The 18,549-nt window shown below is 61.3% G+C and carries 15 protein-coding genes; 7 read left to right on the forward strand and 8 right to left on the reverse strand.

The window, feature by feature from the left end:
• Window positions 1–9: 9 nt before the first annotated feature.
• Window positions 10–2,136 (forward strand): TonB-dependent siderophore receptor, encoded by a 2,127-nt coding sequence (locus AWM69_RS21395; RefSeq protein ID WP_218728368.1) that lies wholly within the window; start codon window positions 10–12, stop codon window positions 2,134–2,136.
• 93 nt (window positions 2,137–2,229) lie between these two features.
• On the opposite strand, the gene AWM69_RS21400 is transcribed toward AWM69_RS21395, so the two are convergent.
• Genes AWM69_RS21400 through AWM69_RS21410 form a run of 3 tightly spaced genes read right to left on the reverse strand, consistent with a single transcriptional unit; the run spans window position 2,230 to window position 4,837 of the window.
• Window positions 2,230–3,411 carry an acetyl-CoA C-acetyltransferase gene (locus AWM69_RS21400; RefSeq protein WP_218728369.1) on the reverse strand — a complete coding sequence of 394 codons (1,182 nt, stop codon included), beginning with the start codon at window positions 3,409–3,411 and terminating at the stop codon, window positions 2,230–2,232.
• A 24-nt stretch (window positions 3,412–3,435) separates the two neighbouring features.
• Window positions 3,436–4,095 (reverse strand): CoA transferase subunit B, encoded by a 660-nt coding sequence (locus AWM69_RS21405; protein WP_131654135.1) that lies wholly within the window; start codon window positions 4,093–4,095, stop codon window positions 3,436–3,438.
• Window positions 4,096–4,138: 43 nt separating this feature from the next.
• Window positions 4,139–4,837, reverse strand: a complete 699-nt coding sequence (locus AWM69_RS21410; RefSeq protein ID WP_048380544.1) for a CoA transferase subunit A — start codon at window positions 4,835–4,837, stop codon at window positions 4,139–4,141.
• A gap of 133 nt (window positions 4,838–4,970) precedes the next feature.
• On the opposite strand from AWM69_RS21410, the gene AWM69_RS21415 reads away from it, so the two are divergent.
• Window positions 4,971–5,903, forward strand: a complete 933-nt coding sequence (locus tag AWM69_RS21415; protein ID WP_256930475.1) for a LysR family transcriptional regulator — start codon at window positions 4,971–4,973, stop codon at window positions 5,901–5,903.
• 79 nt (window positions 5,904–5,982) lie between these two features.
• Here AWM69_RS21415 and AWM69_RS21420 read toward each other — a convergent pair whose 3' ends face one another.
• Window positions 5,983–6,525: a DUF1523 family protein gene (locus AWM69_RS21420; RefSeq protein WP_048380540.1), complete on the reverse strand. Its 543-nt coding sequence runs from the start codon at window positions 6,523–6,525 to the stop codon at window positions 5,983–5,985.
• 656 nt (window positions 6,526–7,181) lie between these two features.
• Here AWM69_RS21420 and nirB point away from each other — a divergent pair.
• The 3 genes from nirB to AWM69_RS21435 are packed head-to-tail and all read left to right on the forward strand — an operon-like array spanning window position 7,182 to window position 10,618.
• A complete protein-coding gene (nirB, locus tag AWM69_RS21425; protein WP_218728371.1) occupies window positions 7,182–9,746 on the forward strand; it encodes a nitrite reductase large subunit NirB in 2,565 nt (854 codons plus the stop codon).
• Window positions 9,743–10,120 carry a nitrite reductase small subunit NirD gene (gene nirD, locus AWM69_RS21430; RefSeq protein ID WP_131654132.1) on the forward strand — a complete coding sequence of 126 codons (378 nt, stop codon included), beginning with the start codon at window positions 9,743–9,745 and terminating at the stop codon, window positions 10,118–10,120. The genes nirB and nirD overlap by 4 nt, the downstream gene beginning before the upstream one ends.
• Before the next feature lie 57 nt (window positions 10,121–10,177).
• Window positions 10,178–10,618 carry a CBS domain-containing protein gene (locus AWM69_RS21435; RefSeq protein ID WP_218728372.1) on the forward strand — a complete coding sequence of 147 codons (441 nt, stop codon included), beginning with the start codon at window positions 10,178–10,180 and terminating at the stop codon, window positions 10,616–10,618.
• Window positions 10,619–10,628: 10 nt separating this feature from the next.
• On the opposite strand, the gene glcF is transcribed toward AWM69_RS21435, so the two are convergent.
• The 4 genes from glcF to AWM69_RS21455 are packed head-to-tail and all read right to left on the reverse strand — an operon-like array spanning window position 10,629 to window position 14,658.
• Window positions 10,629–11,846, reverse strand: coding sequence for a glycolate oxidase subunit GlcF (gene glcF / locus AWM69_RS21440; RefSeq protein ID WP_218728374.1), 1,218 nt, complete (start codon window positions 11,844–11,846; stop codon window positions 10,629–10,631).
• Between the two features lie 3 nt (window positions 11,847–11,849).
• Window positions 11,850–12,914, reverse strand: coding sequence for a glycolate oxidase subunit GlcE (glcE, locus tag AWM69_RS21445; protein ID WP_218728376.1), 1,065 nt, complete (start codon window positions 12,912–12,914; stop codon window positions 11,850–11,852).
• Window positions 12,914–14,413, reverse strand: coding sequence for a glycolate oxidase subunit GlcD (gene glcD, locus AWM69_RS21450; protein ID WP_218728378.1), 1,500 nt, complete (start codon window positions 14,411–14,413; stop codon window positions 12,914–12,916). The genes glcE and glcD overlap by 1 nt, the downstream gene beginning before the upstream one ends.
• Before the next feature lie 29 nt (window positions 14,414–14,442).
• A complete protein-coding gene (locus AWM69_RS21455) occupies window positions 14,443–14,658 on the reverse strand; it encodes a hypothetical protein (RefSeq protein ID WP_218728379.1) in 216 nt (71 codons plus the stop codon).
• Between the two features lie 209 nt (window positions 14,659–14,867).
• On the opposite strand from AWM69_RS21455, the gene AWM69_RS21460 reads away from it, so the two are divergent.
• Complete coding sequence (locus AWM69_RS21460) at window positions 14,868–17,048, forward strand: PQQ-dependent dehydrogenase, methanol/ethanol family (RefSeq protein ID WP_218728381.1); 2,181 nt, start codon at window positions 14,868–14,870, stop codon at window positions 17,046–17,048.
• Window positions 17,049–17,112: 64 nt separating this feature from the next.
• Window positions 17,113–18,549, forward strand: a complete 1,437-nt coding sequence (gene aldA / locus AWM69_RS21465; RefSeq protein WP_218728382.1) for an aldehyde dehydrogenase — start codon at window positions 17,113–17,115, stop codon at window positions 18,547–18,549.

Here is an 18,549-nt window from a genome sequence, read left to right on the forward strand (position 1 = left end):
GTTTACTCGATGCGTCGTACTCTGGTTTCTATCTGTGTGCTTCAGGCGTTTTCTGCTCCCTCCTGGGCCGAGCAAGCTGCAACCGCTCCAAGCAGCCTTGAGTTGCAAGCGACCGACATTGTCGGCTCGTCTGAGTATGAAACGGCGCAGGGCCCAGTGACGGGCTACCGTGCCACGCGTTCTGCCAGCGCGACACGCACCGACACATCGATCCATGAAACGCCGCAGTCCATCAGCGTTGTGCCCCGGGATGTGGTGGAGGACATCGGGGCGACACGGCTTCAGGATGCGCTTGATTATGCCGGGGGCGCCGGACGGGCGAACAACTTTGGCGGCCAGGGGCTCACCACCTTCACCGTGCGCGGGTTTAGCACCGGCGAGTTCTATCGCAACGGTTTTCCGATCAATCGCGGTTACCCGAACATGCCTGATGCCAACACCATCGAGCGCCTGGAAGTGCTGCGTGGCCCGGCGACCACGCTCTACGGGCGAGGCGACCCCGGTGGTACCTTCAACGTCGTTTCCAAGCAACCGTTGGCGGAACGCACGGTGACACTGGGCAGCCAGCTCGACGATCAGGGGATGAAGCGCGGCACGCTGGATGCCTCGGGGCCGCTGGACGACGAGGGGCGTCTGGCTTATCGCCTGAACGTGGTGGGTGAGGGCGGTGAGTCTTTTCGCGATCATGTCGAAACCGAACGTTACGGTGTGACACCGGTGATTTCCTGGCAGGCCACTGACGATACCAAGGTGATCTTCGAGGGCGATTTCATGCGCAACAATCACCCGCTGGATCGCGGCCTGACACGTTATCCGAATCAAGTGGGCACGGCGTCCCGAGACACGTTCTTCGGTGAAAAAGACGCCGGTAAATTGCACAACGACAACAACATGGCACAACTGCGGTTCGAGCACTTCCTGAGTGATAACTGGACCTTGGGCGGTGGATTCCAGTGGCTCGATGGTTCGCTGAAAGGCAATGCCATTGAAGGCAACGGTATCGCTGCTGACGGGCGTACCCTGGGCCGCAATTTCAACTACCGCAAGCTGGAGTGGACGGACAAGGACACTCAATTGAACCTGACCGGGCATTTCTCAACGGGGGGCATCGACCACACGCTGTTGACCGGTATCGAATACGAGGATTACGACTACAAGTCGATCATCCAGCGTTCCAGCGGAGATGTCGGTGCTTACCCGATTGATATCTTCAACCCGGTGTATGGCCAGCCGCGGCCGGCGTTGACCCGCACGCCGACGCATGACAAGGAAAACCTCAAGACCTACGCGGCTTTCGTCCAGGATCAGGTGGCATTGACCGAGCGCTTGAAGGTTTTGGCAGGGGCGCGTTTTGAGCGCTTCGAGCATGATTACGACACCTTTGTGCCGGGTGGCAGAAGCTGGCAAGCGAGTGACAATGCAGTGACGCCGCGTCTCGGCGTGCTGTATGACCTGACCGATACCGTGGCGGTTTATGCCAACACCGCGCGTTCGTTCAAGCCCAACACCGGGGCCAGTCGTCAGGGGGGCGGGTTTGCGCCGGAAAAGGGCACCTCCTATGAGGCGGGCATCAAGTGGGAAGCTCTGGATCGCCAGTTGAATGTGGACGCGGCGATCTATCAGATTGAAAAACGCAACGTCCTCACCACCGACCCTGTGGATTCAACGTTCAGCGTGGCCGCTGGCGAAGTCCGCAGCCGTGGCTTTGATCTGAACGTGGCTGGTAATCTGACCCCGGAGTGGCGGGTGATAGGCGGCTATGCCTATGTCGACGCCGAGGTCACCAAAGACAGCGTCATCCGCTCGGGCACCCGGCTGATGAATATTCCGAAGAACAGCTTCAGCCTGCTCAATGTGTACGAATTCCAGGACGGTCATCTGCAAGGGCTGGGTCTGGGGATCGGCGGCAAGTATGTCGATAAGCGGGCGATCCAGACCTCCAATACGGCCTCTTCGATGGGCAGCTACACCGTCATGGACTTGCTCGGCTTCTACAAGGTCAACGATAAGGTCAGGCTGAACCTCGATGTGAAAAACCTCTTCGACCGCGATTATGAAGAGGGTGCCTTCGGCAATGTCTATGTCTACCCGGGTGAGCCACGAACCGTCCAGGTCGGTATCGCTTATACCTTGTAGAGCCCGATACGTGCCTGGATAGTGCCCGGGAGGAGGTCAGCCCGCGTGCGGATGTCGTGGATCCGCACACGGTCTGTTGGAACGCTTGGTGGTTTATCCGCGCTCGATCGCCAGGGCCACGCCCTGACCGCCACCGATACACAGCGTCGCGAGGCCTTTTTTCGCATCACGCTTGATCATCTCGTGCAGCAGCGACACCAGTACACGGCAGCCTGAGGCGCCGATCGGGTGGCCCAGCGCAATGGCACCGCCATTGACATTGACCTTGTTGGTATCCCATTCCAGTGCTTTGCCCACCGCCAGTGACTGGGCGGCGAAGGCCTCGTTGGCCTCGATCAGGTCAAGCTCGTCGAGGTGCCAGCCGGCTTTCGCCAGACAGCCGCGAGTCGCCGCTACCGGGCCGATGCCCATGATCGCGGGGTCAACGCCGGCGCTGGCGTAGGCCGCGATGCGTGCCAGCACGGGCAGGCCCAAAGCTTTGGCCTTGTCGGCGCTCATCAGCACGACCGCCGCAGCGCCGTCATTGATGGTCGAGGCATTGCCAGCGGTGACGCTGCCGTCTTTCTTGAAGGCAGGTTTAAGCTTGGCCAGAGATTCGGCCGTGTTGCCGGCACGCGGCTGTTCGTCGACCGCGAAGGACAGCGGATCACCCTTGCGCTGGGGAATCAGGATCGGCGTGATCTCGTCAGTGAAGCGCCCGGACTCGATGGCTGCACAGGCTTTGCGCTGGGAAGCGGCGGCGAAAGCATCCTGTTCTTCGCGGCTGAGCTGGTACTGGTCCACCAGGTTCTCGGCAGTGATGCCCATGTGGTAGTCGTTGAAGGCGTCGATCAGACCGTCATGGAGCAGGCTGTCGAGCATCTTGGCGTGCCCCATGCGCAAGCCGGTGCGCGCGGCGGGCAGAACGTACGGCGCAAGGCTCATGTTTTCCATGCCGCCGGCGATGATCACCTCGGCGTCCCCGCAACGAATGGCCTGAGCCGCGAGGTGCAGGGCCTTGAGGCCGGAGCCGCAGAGTTTGTTGAGGGTCAGCGCCGGTACCGAATGGGGCAGGCCGGCGCGAATCGAGGCCTGGCGTGCAGGGTTTTGCCCGCAGCCTGCCGTGAGTACCTGGCCGAGGATCACTTCATCGACCTGGTCACCGCGCAAACCGGTGCTGATCAGCAGTTGACGAATGACGGCAGCACCGAGCTCGGTTGCCGGAATATTGGCCAACGATCCCTGAAAACTGCCAATGGCGGTGCGTGTGGCGGCGACAATGACGACGTCTTGCATCAAATCTCTCCTTGTCTGGGGGCTTCAGGCGAATTGCATTTCCGGAACATGCTCCGGGACGATCAGCTTGCCGGCGGTTTTGCTGACGATTTCCTCAACGCTGACGCCCGGGGCGCGCTCCTTGAGGACGAATGCACCGTCGTGGATTTCCAGGTAGGCCAGGTCGGTCAGTACACGTTTGATGCAACCGGCACCGGTCAAGGGCAGGCTGCAGCGCGACAGCAATTTGGATTCGCCGTCTTTGGACGCATGGGTCATGGTGACAATGATGTTTTCTGCGCCCGCCACCAGGTCCATCGCGCCGCCCATGCCCTTGACCATTTTGCCGGGGATCATCCAGGAGGCGATGTTGCCCTGTACATCGACTTCAAAGGCGCCGAGCACGGTGAGGTCAATGTGGCCGCCGCGAATCATCGCGAACGACTCGGCCGAAGAGAAGATCGACGCCCCGGTGCGGGCGGTCACGGTTTGTTTACCGGCGTTGATCATGTCGGCGTCGACTTCATCGGCGCGGGGAAACGCCCCCATGCCGAGCAAGCCGTTTTCCGATTGCAGCATGACTTCCATGCCCTCGGGGATGTAGTTGGCGACCAGGGTCGGGATGCCGATACCGAGGTTCACGTAAAAGCCGTCTTGCATTTCACGGGCGACGCGCTGAGCCATTTGTTCGCGGGAAAGAGCCATTGTTATTCTCCGTGCTCGATTTTCAAGAGCTAAGGGCAGGGGATCAGGAGCGGACAGTGCGTTGCTCGATGCGTTTTTCGAAGGTGCCGCAAATGATCCGGTCGACGTAGATCCCAGGGGTGTGAATCTGCGTTGGATCCAGCTCGCCGGGCTCGACGATTTCTTCGACTTCAACCACCGTGATCTTGCCCGCGGTGGCGGCCAGCGGATTGAAGTTCTGCGCCGTGTGGCGGTAGATCACGTTGCCAAAGTGATCGGCTTTCCAGCCTTTGACGATGGCGAAGTCGCCGGTGATGGACTCTTCCATCAGGTAGGCGCGCCCTTTGAATTCGCGGGTTTCCTTGCCGTCGGCTACGGGCGTGCCGACGCCGGTGGCGGTGAAAAAGGCCGGGATACCGGCACCGCCGGCACGCATTTTCTCGGCGAGGGTGCCTTGGGGCGTCAGTTCGACTTCAATTTCTCCGCTCAGCAACTGCTTCTCGAACAGGGCATTTTCACCGACATAAGACGCGATGACTTTGCTGATCTGCCGGTCTTCGAGCAATACGCCAAGGCCGAAACCGTCGACGCCACAGTTGTTCGAGACCACGGTCAGGTCACGGATGCCTTGACGCTTGATTTCATTGATCAGGTTCTCAGGGATGCCGCACAGACCAAAGCCACCGGAGATGACGGTCATGCCATCTTTGAGACCGGCCAGGGCCTCCTCGTAGGACGCCACACGCTTGTCGAAACCTGCCATATGCACCTCTTGTTTTTAGGAGTCGGTGGTTAACCGTGTGCAGCGAGTGTCACGTCGCGTCATTGATTTGTTAAGTTGATTTTTAAGATCGATTAATAGATAAAACAAACCAATCAACCTCAAGGGCAACCCCATGACCGTGAAACAGATCCGCGCCTTTCTCGCCGTGGCCCAGTACCTCAGCTTTGCCACGGCCTGCGAACGCCTGCATTTGTCACAGTCGGCCTTGAGCCTGACCATCAAGGCGCTGGAGGAGGGGCTGGGCGGCCGCTTGTTCAGTCGCACCACGCGCAATGTGGCCCTGACACCGGAAGGCGAGTCGTTGCTACCCCTGGCGCGCCGGCTGATCGCTGACTGGGACAACGCCGAGGATGAATTGCGACAACTGTTCACCCTGCAGCGCGGGCGGGTGACCCTGGCCGCCATACCGTCGTACTCCTGCAACCTGCTGCCGCCGATCCTTAAAAGCTTTCGCATGCGTTACCCCAAGCTCAACGTCACGATTAATGACGTGATCAATGAGCAAGTGCTGGAGATGGTTCGCGATCGCCATGTGGAACTGGGCGTGGCCTTCGAGCCGATGTCAGGGTCGTCGCTGACCTTTACCCCCTTGTATCTCGACCGTTTCGTCGCCGTGGTGCCCAGGGATTCAGCGCTGGCCGGGCGTGGGGACATTGACTGGAAAACCCTGCTCGAACAGCCGTTCATTACGCTGCAACGACCGTCCGCCGTGCGCGTGATGCTTGAAGAGCATTTGCAGGCGCGGGACATGACCTTGCCGGTGGAGTTCGAAAGTCATCAACTGGCCACGGTCGGGCGTATGGTCGCCAGCGGGCTTGGGGTCAGCGCGGTACCGGCCCTGTGCGCCGAGCAAATGCAAGAACTGGGCGCGTGCTGTATCACCCTGCATGATCCGGTGGTGGAGCGGGCCATCGGGGTGCTGACCAAACCGGGTCATGAGTTGTCGGCGGCGGCCCAGGCGATGTTTGACAGCCTGTTGGTCACGGCGGCTGCATGGGATAGGGAGAGGGTGCCGGCGCTAGAAAAAGCAGGCGCTTCGGGTTAAGCCCGTCAGCCAGGCCAAAACGTCTCTGCAGGAGCGAGCGTGCCCGCTCCTGCAGGTTCAGCGAGTCATGCCGGGATCTTTATTGATTGACCGGCATTTGCGGACGCCGTTTCAGGCGACGCTTGATAAACACGGCAACGAAAATCACCACCAGCCCCAGCACACAGAAGAACACTGTGTTGAACCAGGGGAACGGCTCGGTGCGGCTATTGGTGGCTTCGATCGCGGTAATGTTCGGGAATACCGAGAAAATCTTGATGCGCCATCCGTAGTAACGAACGAGTGCCAACTGCTGGGAATCGCGGGAATACCCTTGGGCCTTGGCCTGGATATCGGCAGAGTCAAACTTGAAGTACCAAGGGAAAGACCAGCCCGTGTCCTCGTTGCGGTAAACCATGACCTCTTTGGTGACCGGGTCTTCGGTGTTGATGAAGTACACATCCCGGGTCGGGCCGTCGGCAGGGTTCTCGGCATTGATAACGCCATCGTGATCGACCCGTTTGACCTCAACGCCCGTCACCAGCACCACATCGTGTTGAGGGAGAAAGTAAAACAGCCCAAGCGCTACAGCGCCCACTGCAAGCAAGGCCACACCCAGAATGACGCCCTTGAGCCACTTCATGAAAACACCACGCACATATCGAAAATTCCTGACTGATGTCGATTGAACTCATGACGCTGCAAGGGTTGCTTGACCAGTCTTTCAGCCTCTGGTCAGGCCGCCGTTGAGCGTGAAGGATTCGCTGATTTTAAAACCTGAAAATCACGGCGGAACTTATCGCAGCCAACGCCAGGGACTACAAGTTCCGTATACGCGGCCTACATGATTTGTAGCAGTTTAGTGCTAAACGCCCTGAAACGCATGGCTGGCCGCGCGTGTGCCCGATGCACATTTATAACGCACGGCGGCGGACGCTGCGCACCAGTCAGAGGCGAGAGAGGGGCTGGATTCTGTTCACGTTACGCTGACGCTAAACCCGCGGGCACCGTTGAACCCTGCCCGGAGCACCGTTTTGTCCAAGAGCTGAGCCGCTGGGTGATGGCCTGGCACAAAGGCTGCATAGTCTCAGTCAGGTCCACCTGAAACTCATTCGAGTGGACAGCCCCCTCGGTCAACGACGATCGAATGGCCGCACAGGCCGTGGGCACTACCGGTGGATCAGGCAGAGACGTCTGGTGTTATCACCGCAAAAGAACAGGCAAAGACGCCTGGAGCCGAAAGGTTCCAGGCGTTTTTTTTTGCTTTATGAACCGTGATGGCTGGGATGGGTGCTGCTTATGAACTCCAATGTTGCCGCGTTGAATACCTTGCAAACACTGATCGTGATTGGCAATGGCATGGTCGGACACCATTGCGTCGAACAGTTGATCGAGCGCGGTGCGCTGGATCGCTATCGGTTGCACGTCTTCAGTGAGGAGCCGATGCGCGCCTATGACCGCGTGCATCTTTCCGAGTATTTTTCGGGGCGCGATGCCGAGTCGCTGGCGCTGTCTGATGCGTCGCTCTACCAGACACCCGGTGTCACGCTGCATTTGGGGGTGCCGGTACTGGAAATCGACCGCGTGGGTCGTCAGGTGATCACTGCGCAGGGCCGCGTCGCATACGACAAATTGGTCCTGGCCACCGGGTCCTTCCCGTTCGTGCCGCCAATCGAAGGGGCCGAGGGCAACTCGCGTCTGGTGTATCGCACCCTGGAAGACCTCGACGCCATTCGTGGCGCAGCGCTCAATGCGCGGCGCGGTGTGGTGGTCGGGGGTGGCCTGTTGGGGCTGGAGGCCGCCAATGCCTTGAAAAGCCTGGGCCTTGAAGCTCATGTCGTGGAGTTTGCCCCGCGCCTGATGCCCGTGCAGCTGGACGACCTGGGGGGCCTTGCGTTGAAGTCGCAAATCGAAAGGCTGGGCGTCGGTGTGCACCTGTCCTGCGCCACGCAATCGATCAGTGCAGGGGAGGATTACCGCTATCGGATGAATTTTGCCAATGAGGCGTTCCTTGAAACCGACCTGATCGTGTTCTCGGCCGGTATCCGGGCTCAGGATGCGCTGGCTCGCCATTGCGCGCTGGAGATCGGCCCTCGCGGCGGTGTGGTGGTTGATGATCAGTGCCTGAGCAGCGACCCGGATATTTATGCCATTGGCGAGTGCGCCTCGTGGAAGGGCAGCCTGTTTGGTCTGGTCGCGCCGGGGTATCAGATGGCTCGTGGTGTGGCCGCACAGTTGTGCGACGAAACCGCCGAGCCGTTCATGGGCGCGGACATGTCGACCAAGCTCAAACTGCTGGGGGTCGATGTCGGTTCTATCGGTGATGCGCATGCCCTGACACCCGGCGCGCGCAGCTACCAGTTCATTGACGAAGCGAGCGCCAGTTACCGACGGTTGGTGGTGGACGGCAGCGGCAAGCACGTCCTGGGGGCGGTGCTGGTCGGCGACAACAGTTATTACGACACGTTGTTGCAGTACATGCAGAACGCCATTGCGCTGCCGTCCGAGCCGGCCAGCCTGATTCTGCCGTCATCCGAAGGGGCTCCGACCCTGGGTCCAGGGGCGTTGCCCGAGGCCGCGACGGTCTGCTCATGTCATAACGTGACCAAGGGCGCGATCTGCTCGGCCATCGACGGTGGTTGCACCGACCTCGGCCTGCTCAAGTCGCAGACCAAGGCCTGCACCGGTTGCGGCGGTTGTGCCGGCCTGCTCAAGCAAGTCTTCGAGCATGAACTGGTTGCCCGCGGCGTCAGTGTCGACAAGAGCCTGTGCGAACACTTTGCCTATACCCGACAGGAACTGTACGGGCTGGTACGGGTGGAAGGCGTGATCACGTTCGAAGAACTGTTGGCCAGACACGGTCGCGGCCACACCGGTTGCGATATCTGCAAGCCGGCCGTGGGTTCGATCCTCGCTTCGTGCTGGAATCAGCCAATCATGGACGCCTCGCTGGTGCCGCTGCAGGACACCAACGATACGTTCATGGCCAACATGCAGAAAAACGGGACCTACTCAGTGGTGCCCCGCATCCCCGGCGGTGAAATCACGGCTGACAAACTGATTGCGATCGGGGTGGTGGCGAAGAAATACGACCTCTACACCAAAATCACCGGGGGGCAGCGAATTGACCTGTTCGGCGCTCAGTTGCATGAGCTGCCCGACATTTGGGGCGAGCTGATAGCGGCCGGTTTTGAAACAGGACACGCATACGGCAAATCGACCCGGACGGTGAAGTCCTGTGTCGGCAGCACCTGGTGCCGGTATGGCGTACAGGACAGCGTGAAAATGGCCTTGCTCATCGAGGACCGCTACAAGGGGCTGCGTGCGCCGCACAAGCTCAAGTTCGCCGTGTCCGGTTGCACCCGCGAATGCGCCGAGGCGCAAAGCAAGGACGTGGGCGTGATCGCCACCGAGAAGGGCTGGAACCTCTACATCGCCGGTAACGGCGGCATGCGCCCGCGTCATGCCGAGCTGTTCGCCACCGACCTGGACGATGAAACCCTGATCCGTTACATCGACCGTTTCCTGATGTTCTACATCCGCACCGCCGACAAGTTGCAGCGCACCTCGGTCTGGCGTGAAAGCCTGGAGGGTGGCCTGGAATACCTCAAGGATGTGGTCATCAGCGACAGCCTCGGGTTGGCCGATGAACTCGAATCGCAGATGCAACTGGTGGTCAACCGCTACGAGTGTGAATGGGCCAACGCGCTCAAAGACCCGGAAAAGCTCAAGCGCTTCCGTACCTTCGTCAACGACAAGCGTCCGGATCCGGACATCCACTTCGTTCAGGAACGCGGCCAACGGCGCCCGATCATGGCAGCAGAACTTCATCTTATCCCGGTCATCGAGGAGGTCACCCAATGAACCCGTCCAGTACCCAACGCAGCGACGTCCTGGCAAACACCGATGCCTGGCGCGTGGTGTGCGAGCAGCAGGATCTGGTGTGCAACTCCGGCGTGGTGGTGTGGCACGACGGCGCACAAGTGGCGCTGTTCTATCTCCCGGGGGCCGAGGGCAAGACCCTGTATGCGATCGACAATCATGACCCGCAATCCGGAGCCAATGTCATCGGTCGCGGGCTGGTGGGCAGTATCAAGGGCGATCTGGTGGTGGCTTCGCCGATCTACAAACAGCATTTCCGTCTTGAAAACGGCACTTGTCTGGAGTATCCGCGACAACGACTGCGGGTATGGCCTGTGCGCCTGCGTGAGGGGATGGTGGAAGTCGGTCGAGGTTGATTATGATCCTTTGGGACACATCGCCATGTACGCATTGACGGGTTCCAGGAGACGGTTATGAAAACAGCTGCACAGTTGCTCAAGCTAAAAGACCTGCAAAACCAGCAGGTGCATAGCATCGCGCCAGATGCCATGGTGATGGAGGCCCTGAAGATCATGGCCGACAAGAACGTAGGTGCGCTGGCGGTGATTGAAAACGCGCAGGTCATAGGTGTCATCAGCGAGCGTGACTATGCACGCAAGGTCGTCTTGCAGGGGCGCTCTTCAGTGGGAACACCGGTCAGGGCCATCATGAGTTCGCCGGTGGTGACTGCCGACAGCCAGCAGAGCGTCGAGCGTTGCATGGAGGTCATGACTAACAGTCATTTGCGCCACTTGCCTGTGGTGCAAGACGGCAAGCTGATTGGTCTGCTGTCGATTGGCGACCTGGTCAAGGAAGCCCTCGTCGAGCAGGCCCAATTGATTCGCCAGCTTGAGCATTACATTCGCGGGGACTGAGGCGGGCAGGTCAAGGCAAGGCGGCGTCGATCAGTTCGATCCAGTGCCGCACTGGGGTGCGGCCCGCACCGTCGAGGTGGGACTGGCAGCCGATATTGGCCGTGACAATGACGTCGGGCTGGCCGCTTTCCAGGGCGTTGAGCTTGTTGTCGCGCAGTTGTCGGGACAGCTCGGGCTGGGTCAGTGAATAGGTGCCCGCCGAGCCACAACACAGATGACTGTCGGGTACGGGCGTGAGGCTGAAGCCCAGGCGGGTCAGGACCGTCTCGACGGTTCCTCCGAGCTTTTGCGCATGCTGCAAGGTGCAGGGGCAATGGAAGGCCAGGCGTTGGTCGCTGTGCACACCGAGCTGTTCCAGCGGCTCGTCACGCAGGATCTCCACCAGGTCCCTGGCCAGGGCGCTGACCTTGCGCGCTTTTTCGGCATAGGCCGGGTCAGCGCTGAGCAGGTGCCCGTACTCTTTGATGAACGCACCGCAACCGCTGGCGGTTTGCACGATCGCTACGGCCCCGTTTTCAAGGCTCGGCCACCAGGCGTCGATGTTGCGTCGGGCGCGATCGAGGCCGGCAGCCTGGGCGTCGAGGTGATAATCCACGGCACCGCAGCAACCGGCCTCGCGGGCCGCGGTTACGCTGATTCCCAGGCGATCCAGGACGCGAGCCGCCGCCGCGTTGGTATTGGGTGACAGGCTCGGCTGCACGCAGCCTTCGAGCATCAGCACCTGGCGTTCATGGCGGGTGACGGGGCGCGGCCTGGCAGGCTCGATCCGTCGCGGCAGCTTGGCCTGCAAGGGGGCGGGCAGCAGCGCGCGCAATGCCTGGCCGCTGTTGAGCAGTGCTTTGAAGCGCCCCGGGTTGGGCACAACGTTGCGCAACCCTTCGCGCAACAGGCGTTGCCCGGCAGGGCGCGGCACGGCGGCGTCGACCACGGCGCGGCCGATGTCCAGCAAGTTATGGTAGTCGACGCCCGAGGGGCAGGTGGTTTCGCAGTTGCGGCAGGACAGGCAGCGATCCAGGTGTTGCTGGGTCTTTTGCGTGACTTCGTTGCCTTCCAGCACCTGTTTGATCAGGTAGATGCGCCCGCGTGGGCCATCCAGTTCATCGCCAAGCAGTTGATAGGTCGGGCAGGTGGCATTGCAGAAGCCGCAATGCACACAGCTGCGCAGGATGCTTTCGGCTTCTTCGGCCCGCGGCAGTTGGCGGGCGTGTTCGCTCAAGGTGGTCTGCATGGGTCAAAGCTCCGGGTACAGGCGGCCGGGGTTGAAGATGCCCCGGGGGTCGAGCTGCTGCTTCAGGCTGCGGTGGTAGCGCAGCAGTGTCTCTGGCAGCGGCTGAAACGGGCTGTCGCACAGGCCATGGCTGTAGCAGGTCACATGCCCGCCGACCTCATTGACGATTGCGCGGATCAACGACGCATCGGCGTCGGATTTGAGCCAGCGTTGCGCGCCGCCCCAATCGATCAGTTGCCTGCCGGGCAGGGACAGGCCTGGGGTGTTGTTGGGCACGGACACACGCCAGATCGGTTGGTCCTCATCGAAAAACCGCAAGCGCTGCTCGTTGAGGTCTGTCCAGTACGAAGCTTCCAGCCGCTCTCCACCCAGCCGGTCATGGGCAGCTGCCACTGAGCCTTCGCCGCCCTCAAGCCGCAGGTGCAGACGCTCACCGTCATGGCAGGCGGCGCTGATCGGCAGCGGTTGCTGACCCCATTGCGCCAACCGCAGCAAGGCCCGGTCGCTGTCCATCTCCAGGCTGATGCTCAGGCATTGCCGGGGCTTGGGCAGCACCTTGAGCGATACCTCGGTGATCACCCCGAGGGCACCGTAGCTGCCGGCCATCAGGCGCGACAGGTCATAGCCGGCGACGTTTTTCATGACTTCGCCGCCGAAGCGCAAATGCTTGCCATGGCCGGTGATCACCCGGGTGCCGAGCACGAAGTCCCGGACCGAACCGGCCCACGGGCGGCGTGGTCCCGACAGCCCGCTGGCGATCATGCCGCCTACCGTGGCGTCGTCGCCGAAGGACGGCGGCTCGCAGGGCAGCATTTGTTGCGCCTGGTCCAGTGCCTCGGCCAGCTCGGACAGGGGCGTGCCGCAGCGGGCGGTGATCACCAGTTCAGTCGGGTCGTAGCTGACGATGCCCCGGTGCGAGCGGGTGTCGAGCACTTCGCCGGCGACAATGCGCCCCAGGAAGACCTTGCTGTTGGAGCCCTGGATGCGCAGCGGCGTGGCGTTTTGCAGTGCCTGGCTGACTTGCTCCAGCAGTGCTGCGCTGTCATCCCTATCGTGTTCACTGCGCATCAGAAACGCTCCAGCTCAGGGAAGGGCATCTGCCCCAGATGAACGTGCATGGCGCCGAATTCGGCGCAGCGGTGCAGCGTCGGAATATTCTTGCCGGGGTTGAGCAGACCGCTCGGATCGAAGGCGGCCTTCACCGCATGGAACAGGGTCAGCTCATCGCTGTTGAACTGGGCACACATCTGATTGATCTTCTCGCGGCCCACACCGTGCTCACCGGTAATACTGCCGCCGACCTTCACGCACAATTCAAGGATCTTGCCGCCCAGGGCCTCGGCGCGGTCGAGCTCGCCCGGTTGATTGGCATCGAACAGAATCAGCGGGTGCATGTTGCCGTCGCCGGCGTGAAAAACGTTGGCCACCCGCAAGTCGTACTCGGTCGACAACGCCGAGATGGCGTGCAGCACCCCGGGCAGTTCGCGGCGCGGGATCGTCCCGTCCATGCAGTAGTAATCCGGCGAAAGACGGCCCACCGCCGGAAAGGCATTCTTGCGCCCGGCCCAGAAGCGCACCCGTTCGGCTTCATCTCTGGCCTGGCGTACTTCGGTGGCCCCGGCCTGCTCCAGAACCTGGCGCACGCGGTTGCAGTCATCGTGGACGTCGGCTTCAACGCCATCGAGTTCGCAGAGCAGAATCGCCTGGGCATCCACCGGGTACCCGGCATGGATAAAGTCCTCGGCGGCGCGGATGGCCAGGTTGTCCATCATTTCCAGGCCGCCCGGGATGATGCCGGCGGCAATGATGTCGCCCACGGCGCGCCCGGCCTTTTCAACGCAATCGAAGGCGGCCAGCAGCACTTTGGCGGTTTGTGGCTTGGGCAGCAGCTTGACCGTGACTTCGGTAATGACTCCGAGCATGCCTTCGGAGCCGGTGAACAAGGCCAGCAGATCGAAGCCGGGGGAGTCGAGGCTGTTCGAACCCAGGCTCAGGTGCTCGCCTTCAACGGTGAGGATGTCGACCTTGAGCAGATTGTGCACGGTCAGCCCGTATTTCAGGCAATGCACGCCCCCGGCATTTTCGGCCACGTTGCCGCCGATGGAGCAGGCAATCTGTGACGAAGGGTCGGGGGCGTAATACAGACCGAACGGTGCTGCCGCCTGGGAGATCGCCAGATTACGCACCCCCGGCTGGACCCGTGCGGTACGGGCGTCGGGATCGATATGGAGGATGTGGTTGAAGCGCGCCATGACCAGCAGGACGCCTTTTTCCAGGGGCAATGCTCCGCCGGACAAACCGGTACCGGCACCGCGGGCGACCACCGGGACCTGCAGCTCATGGCAAATTTGCAGTATTCCTTGTACTTCGTCGAGGTGACGTGGCAGCACCACCAGCATGGGCGTCGTACGGTAGGCGGAAAGTCCGTCGCACTCGTACGGCTTGAGTTCTTCACGCTGATGCAGAACTTCCAGGTCCGGCCATCGTGCTTGCAGCGTCTGAAGGAGGACGTGCCTGTCGACATCAGGCAACACACCGTCGACGCGTTCATCGTAGAGGATGTTCATAGGCGGTTCACGGCACTCGATTGTCTTTATTAGAGGTCAGCTATCCGGATATCGCTCGTTGCAGATTGGCCGGGGAACGCTCTGCTGTCTATGCGCAGCCGGGCTGGTCGAACCAGTTCTTTATGTTCAGTTTTTCTTTGTTTATAAAAAAAACCTTGTAAAGCATCAGCTTGGCGCTGCGTTTGAATGGGGCTGATTTTTATCGTGCTGCTGGTCATACCAGCTGTGGGGGCGATGGTCGACACGGGGCGAGGCGCTCTGTCGCGGTGTGTCAGGTGTGACGCAGCTGTCGCGCCGGATGCGACACCTGTCGCACGCTGACGCAGTCTCGGGTTTTGGCTGCAAGCCACGTATCACAAGGGCTGCAGCGGGTATTTAAGCACTGGCATGGGGTTTGCTCCGTTCCAGTGGCGAGCGCAATGGCTTCGCTACTAATAAGAATCAGGAGTCTCCCATGTCACAGATTGGCCTTGCCGTGCCTCTGGTTTCCCGGACCGCGCCCCTGGGCGTCCCCCTTAAAGCTCTATGGGTCGCATTGGCCCTCACCCTGAGCAGTGCGCCGGCCTGGGCGCAGGACATGCCGGCCAACGTCGATGGTCAGCGCATCATTGCCGCCGATAAAGAGCCCGGTAACTGGATGAGTACCGGTCGCACCTACGACGAACAGCGTTATAGCCCGCTGAAGAACATCAGCGACCAGAACGTCGATCAGCTCGGGCTGGCATGGAGCTACAAGCTCGACCTGGACCGCGGCGTTGAAGCCACGCCCATCGTGGTCGACGGCGTCATGTACACCACCGGGCCCTTTTCGGTGGTCTACGCGCTGGACGCGCGTGACGGCACTTTGATCTGGAAATATGACCCCCAGTCTGACCGCAATCGTGCGGGCGAGGCCTGCTGCGATGCGGTGAACCGTGGTGTGGCGGTGTGGAAGGGCAAGGTGTATGTCGGGGTCCTGGACGGCCGCCTGGAAGCCATTGATGCCAAGACCGGCCAGCGTGTCTGGTCGGTGGACACCCGGTCCGACCACACACGCAGCTACACCATCACCGGCGCGCCGCGGGTGGTCAACGGCAAGGTGGTGATCGGCAACGGCGGCGCCGAGTTTGGTGTGCGCGGTTATGTGACGGCCTATGACGCTGAAACCGGCAAGCAGGCCTGGCGCTTCTACACGGTGCCGGGCGACCCCAAGCTGCCACCTGAAAACAAGGCCATGGCCATTGCCGCCAAGACCTGGCACGGCGATGCGTTCGTCGAGCAGGGCGGTGGCGGCACCGCCTGGGACTCCTTCGCCTTCGACCCGGACTTGAACCTGCTGTACATCGGCGTGGGCAACGGCTCGATGTGGGATCCGAAGTGGCGTAGCCAGGCCAAGGGCGACAACCTGTTCTTGTCCTCGATTGTCGCGGTCAATGCCGACACGGGTGAATACGTCTGGCACTACCAGACCACACCGGGCGATGCCTGGGACTACACCGCCACCCAGCACATGATCCTCGCCGAGCTGCCGATTGACGGCAAGCCACGCAAGGTGCTGATGCAGGCGCCGAAGAACGGTTTCTTCTACGTGATCGACCGGGCCACGGGCGAGTTGCTGTCGGCCAAGGGCATCGTGCCGCAGAGCTGGACCAAAGGCATGGACATGAAAACCGGGCGGCCGATCGTGGATGACGAAAACGCCGCCTACTGGAAGGACGGCAAGCGCAAGTTGGTCACCCCGGCGTTCTGGGGCGCCCACGACTGGCAGCCGATGTCTTACAACCCGAATACCGGGCTGGTGTATATCCCGGCGCACATCATGTCGGCCTATTACGAACACATTCCCGAGGCACCGAAGCGCAACCCGTTCAAGAGCATGTACCAACTGGGCGTGCGCACCGGGATGATGCCTGAGCATGCAGAAGGGCTGCTGGAAATGGCCAAAGGCTGGACGGGCAAGCTGATTGCCTGGGACCCGGTCAAGCAGCAACCCGCCTGGGAAGTGCCCTACGTCACTATTTTCAACGGTGGCACGCTGAGCACGGCCGGCAACCTGGTGTTTGAAGGCAGTGCCGACGGCCGGGTCATCGCTTATGCGGCGGACACTGGCAAGAAACTCTGGGAGCAACCGGCGGCCAGCGGTGTCATGGCTGCACCGATCACCTACAGCGTCGACGGCGAGCAATACGTCACCTTCATGGCAGGCTGGGGCGGGGCCTTTTCGACCTTTGCCGGCGCCTTGTCGCAGCGGGCGGGGGTACAGCCTTTTTCTCAGGTGCTGACCTACAAACTGGGGGGGACCGCCCCGCTTAACGAGCCGGCACCGCCTGCCGATACTCCGAAACCCCCACCGCTGAGCGCTGACACCGCCGCAGTGGAAGCCGGTGCGAAGCTTTATGACGGCTACTGCTCGCAGTGTCACGGGATCCATGCCGTTAGCGGTGGTGTGCTGCCGGACCTGCGCAAACTCACGGAAGAAAAACACCAGATGTTCCTCGGCATTCTCTATGGCGGCCGGGTGCCCGATGGCATGCCGTCGTTTGCCGACGCCTTCACCCCGGAGCAGGTGGATCAGGTCCATCAATACCTGATCAAACGTAGCCACGACCTGCAGCAGGAAGGCGGCGTCTGGAAAACTTTCAGCGCCCAGCAATAGCCCGCAAAGCAGAGGTCCGGCTGGCCTCTGCCTTTTTTTCGACACTGTCTGCGAGAGAACACACATGACCGAGCTGATCGATTACCAGAACTTCATTGCCAACGCTTTTGTTGCCAGCGAGCAGCACATTGAGGTGCGCAACCCGGCCAATGCCCGGTTGCTGGCCCGTGTGCCCCAGGCCAGCGAAGAACAGGTCGAAGCGGCCATCACCGCCGCGCGCCGGGCGCAAAAGGGCTGGGCGGCGCGCCCGGCCATCGAGCGTGCCGGTTACCTGCGCAAGATCGCCACCAAGGTCCGTGACAACGCCGAACGCCTTGCGCATATCATCACCGCCGAGCAAGGTAAGGTGCTGAGTCTGGCGCGGGTGGAGGTGAACTTCACCGCCGATTACCTGGACTACATGGCCGAATGGGCTCGCCGTCTTGAAGGGGAAGTACTGACCAGCGACCGGGCCGGCGAGAGTATCTTCCTGCTGCGCAAACCGCTGGGGGTGGTCGCCGGCATCCTGCCGTGGAACTTCCCGTTTTTCCTGATCGCCCGCAAGATGGCGCCGGCACTGATCACCGGCAACACCATTGTGATCAAGCCCAGCGAAGAAACCCCGATCAACTGTTTCGAGTTCGCCCGCCTAGTGGCCGAAACCGATCTGCCGACCGGGGTGTTCAACGTTGTCAGCGGCACGGGGGCAACGGTCGGACACACGCTGACGAGCCATGCCGGTATCGATTTGATCAGCTTCACCGGCAGCGTGGGCACCGGTTCCCGGATCATGGCGGCCGCAGCCCCGAACATCACCAAACTCAACCTGGAACTGGGTGGCAAGGCCCCGGCCATCGTGCTGGCGGACGCGGACCTGGAACTGGCGGTCAAGGCGATCACGGCTTCCCGGGTCATCAATACCGGGCAAGTGTGCAACTGCGCAGAGCGGGTGTATGTCGAGCGCAAGGTGGCCGAGCCGTTTATCGAGCGCATTGCTGCGTCGATGGCGGCGACCCGTTATGGCGATCCGTTGGCCGAGGCCGATCTGGACATGGGGCCGCTGATCAACCAGGCCGCGCTGGATAAAGTGGAGCAGATGGTCAAGACCGCCAGCGCCCGGGGTGCTCAAGTGGTGACGGGCGGGGCGGTGGCCGACAAGGGGCAGGGGTTCCACTATCAACCTACGGTATTGGCCGGGTGTGACAGCAACATGGCGATCATGCGCGAAGAAATATTTGGTCCGGTGCTGCCGATCCAGATTGTCGACGACCTGGAGGAAGCCATCGCCCTGGCCAACGACAGCGAGTACGGCCTGACCTCATCGATCTATACCCGCAGCCTGAGCGCGGCCATGCGCGCCAGTAATGGCCTGGACTTCGGTGAAACCTATATCAACCGCGAGAACTTCGAGGCGATGCAGGGTTTCCATGCGGGGACGCGCAAGTCCGGCATCGGTGGGGCTGACGGCAAACACGGCTTGTACGAATACACCCACACGCATGTGGTGTACATCCAGATTTGA

The sequence above is a fragment of the Pseudomonas sp. D1HM genome (genome assembly GCF_019266105.1).
Taxonomy (GTDB): Bacteria; Pseudomonadota; Gammaproteobacteria; order Pseudomonadales; family Pseudomonadaceae; genus Aquipseudomonas; species Aquipseudomonas taetrolens.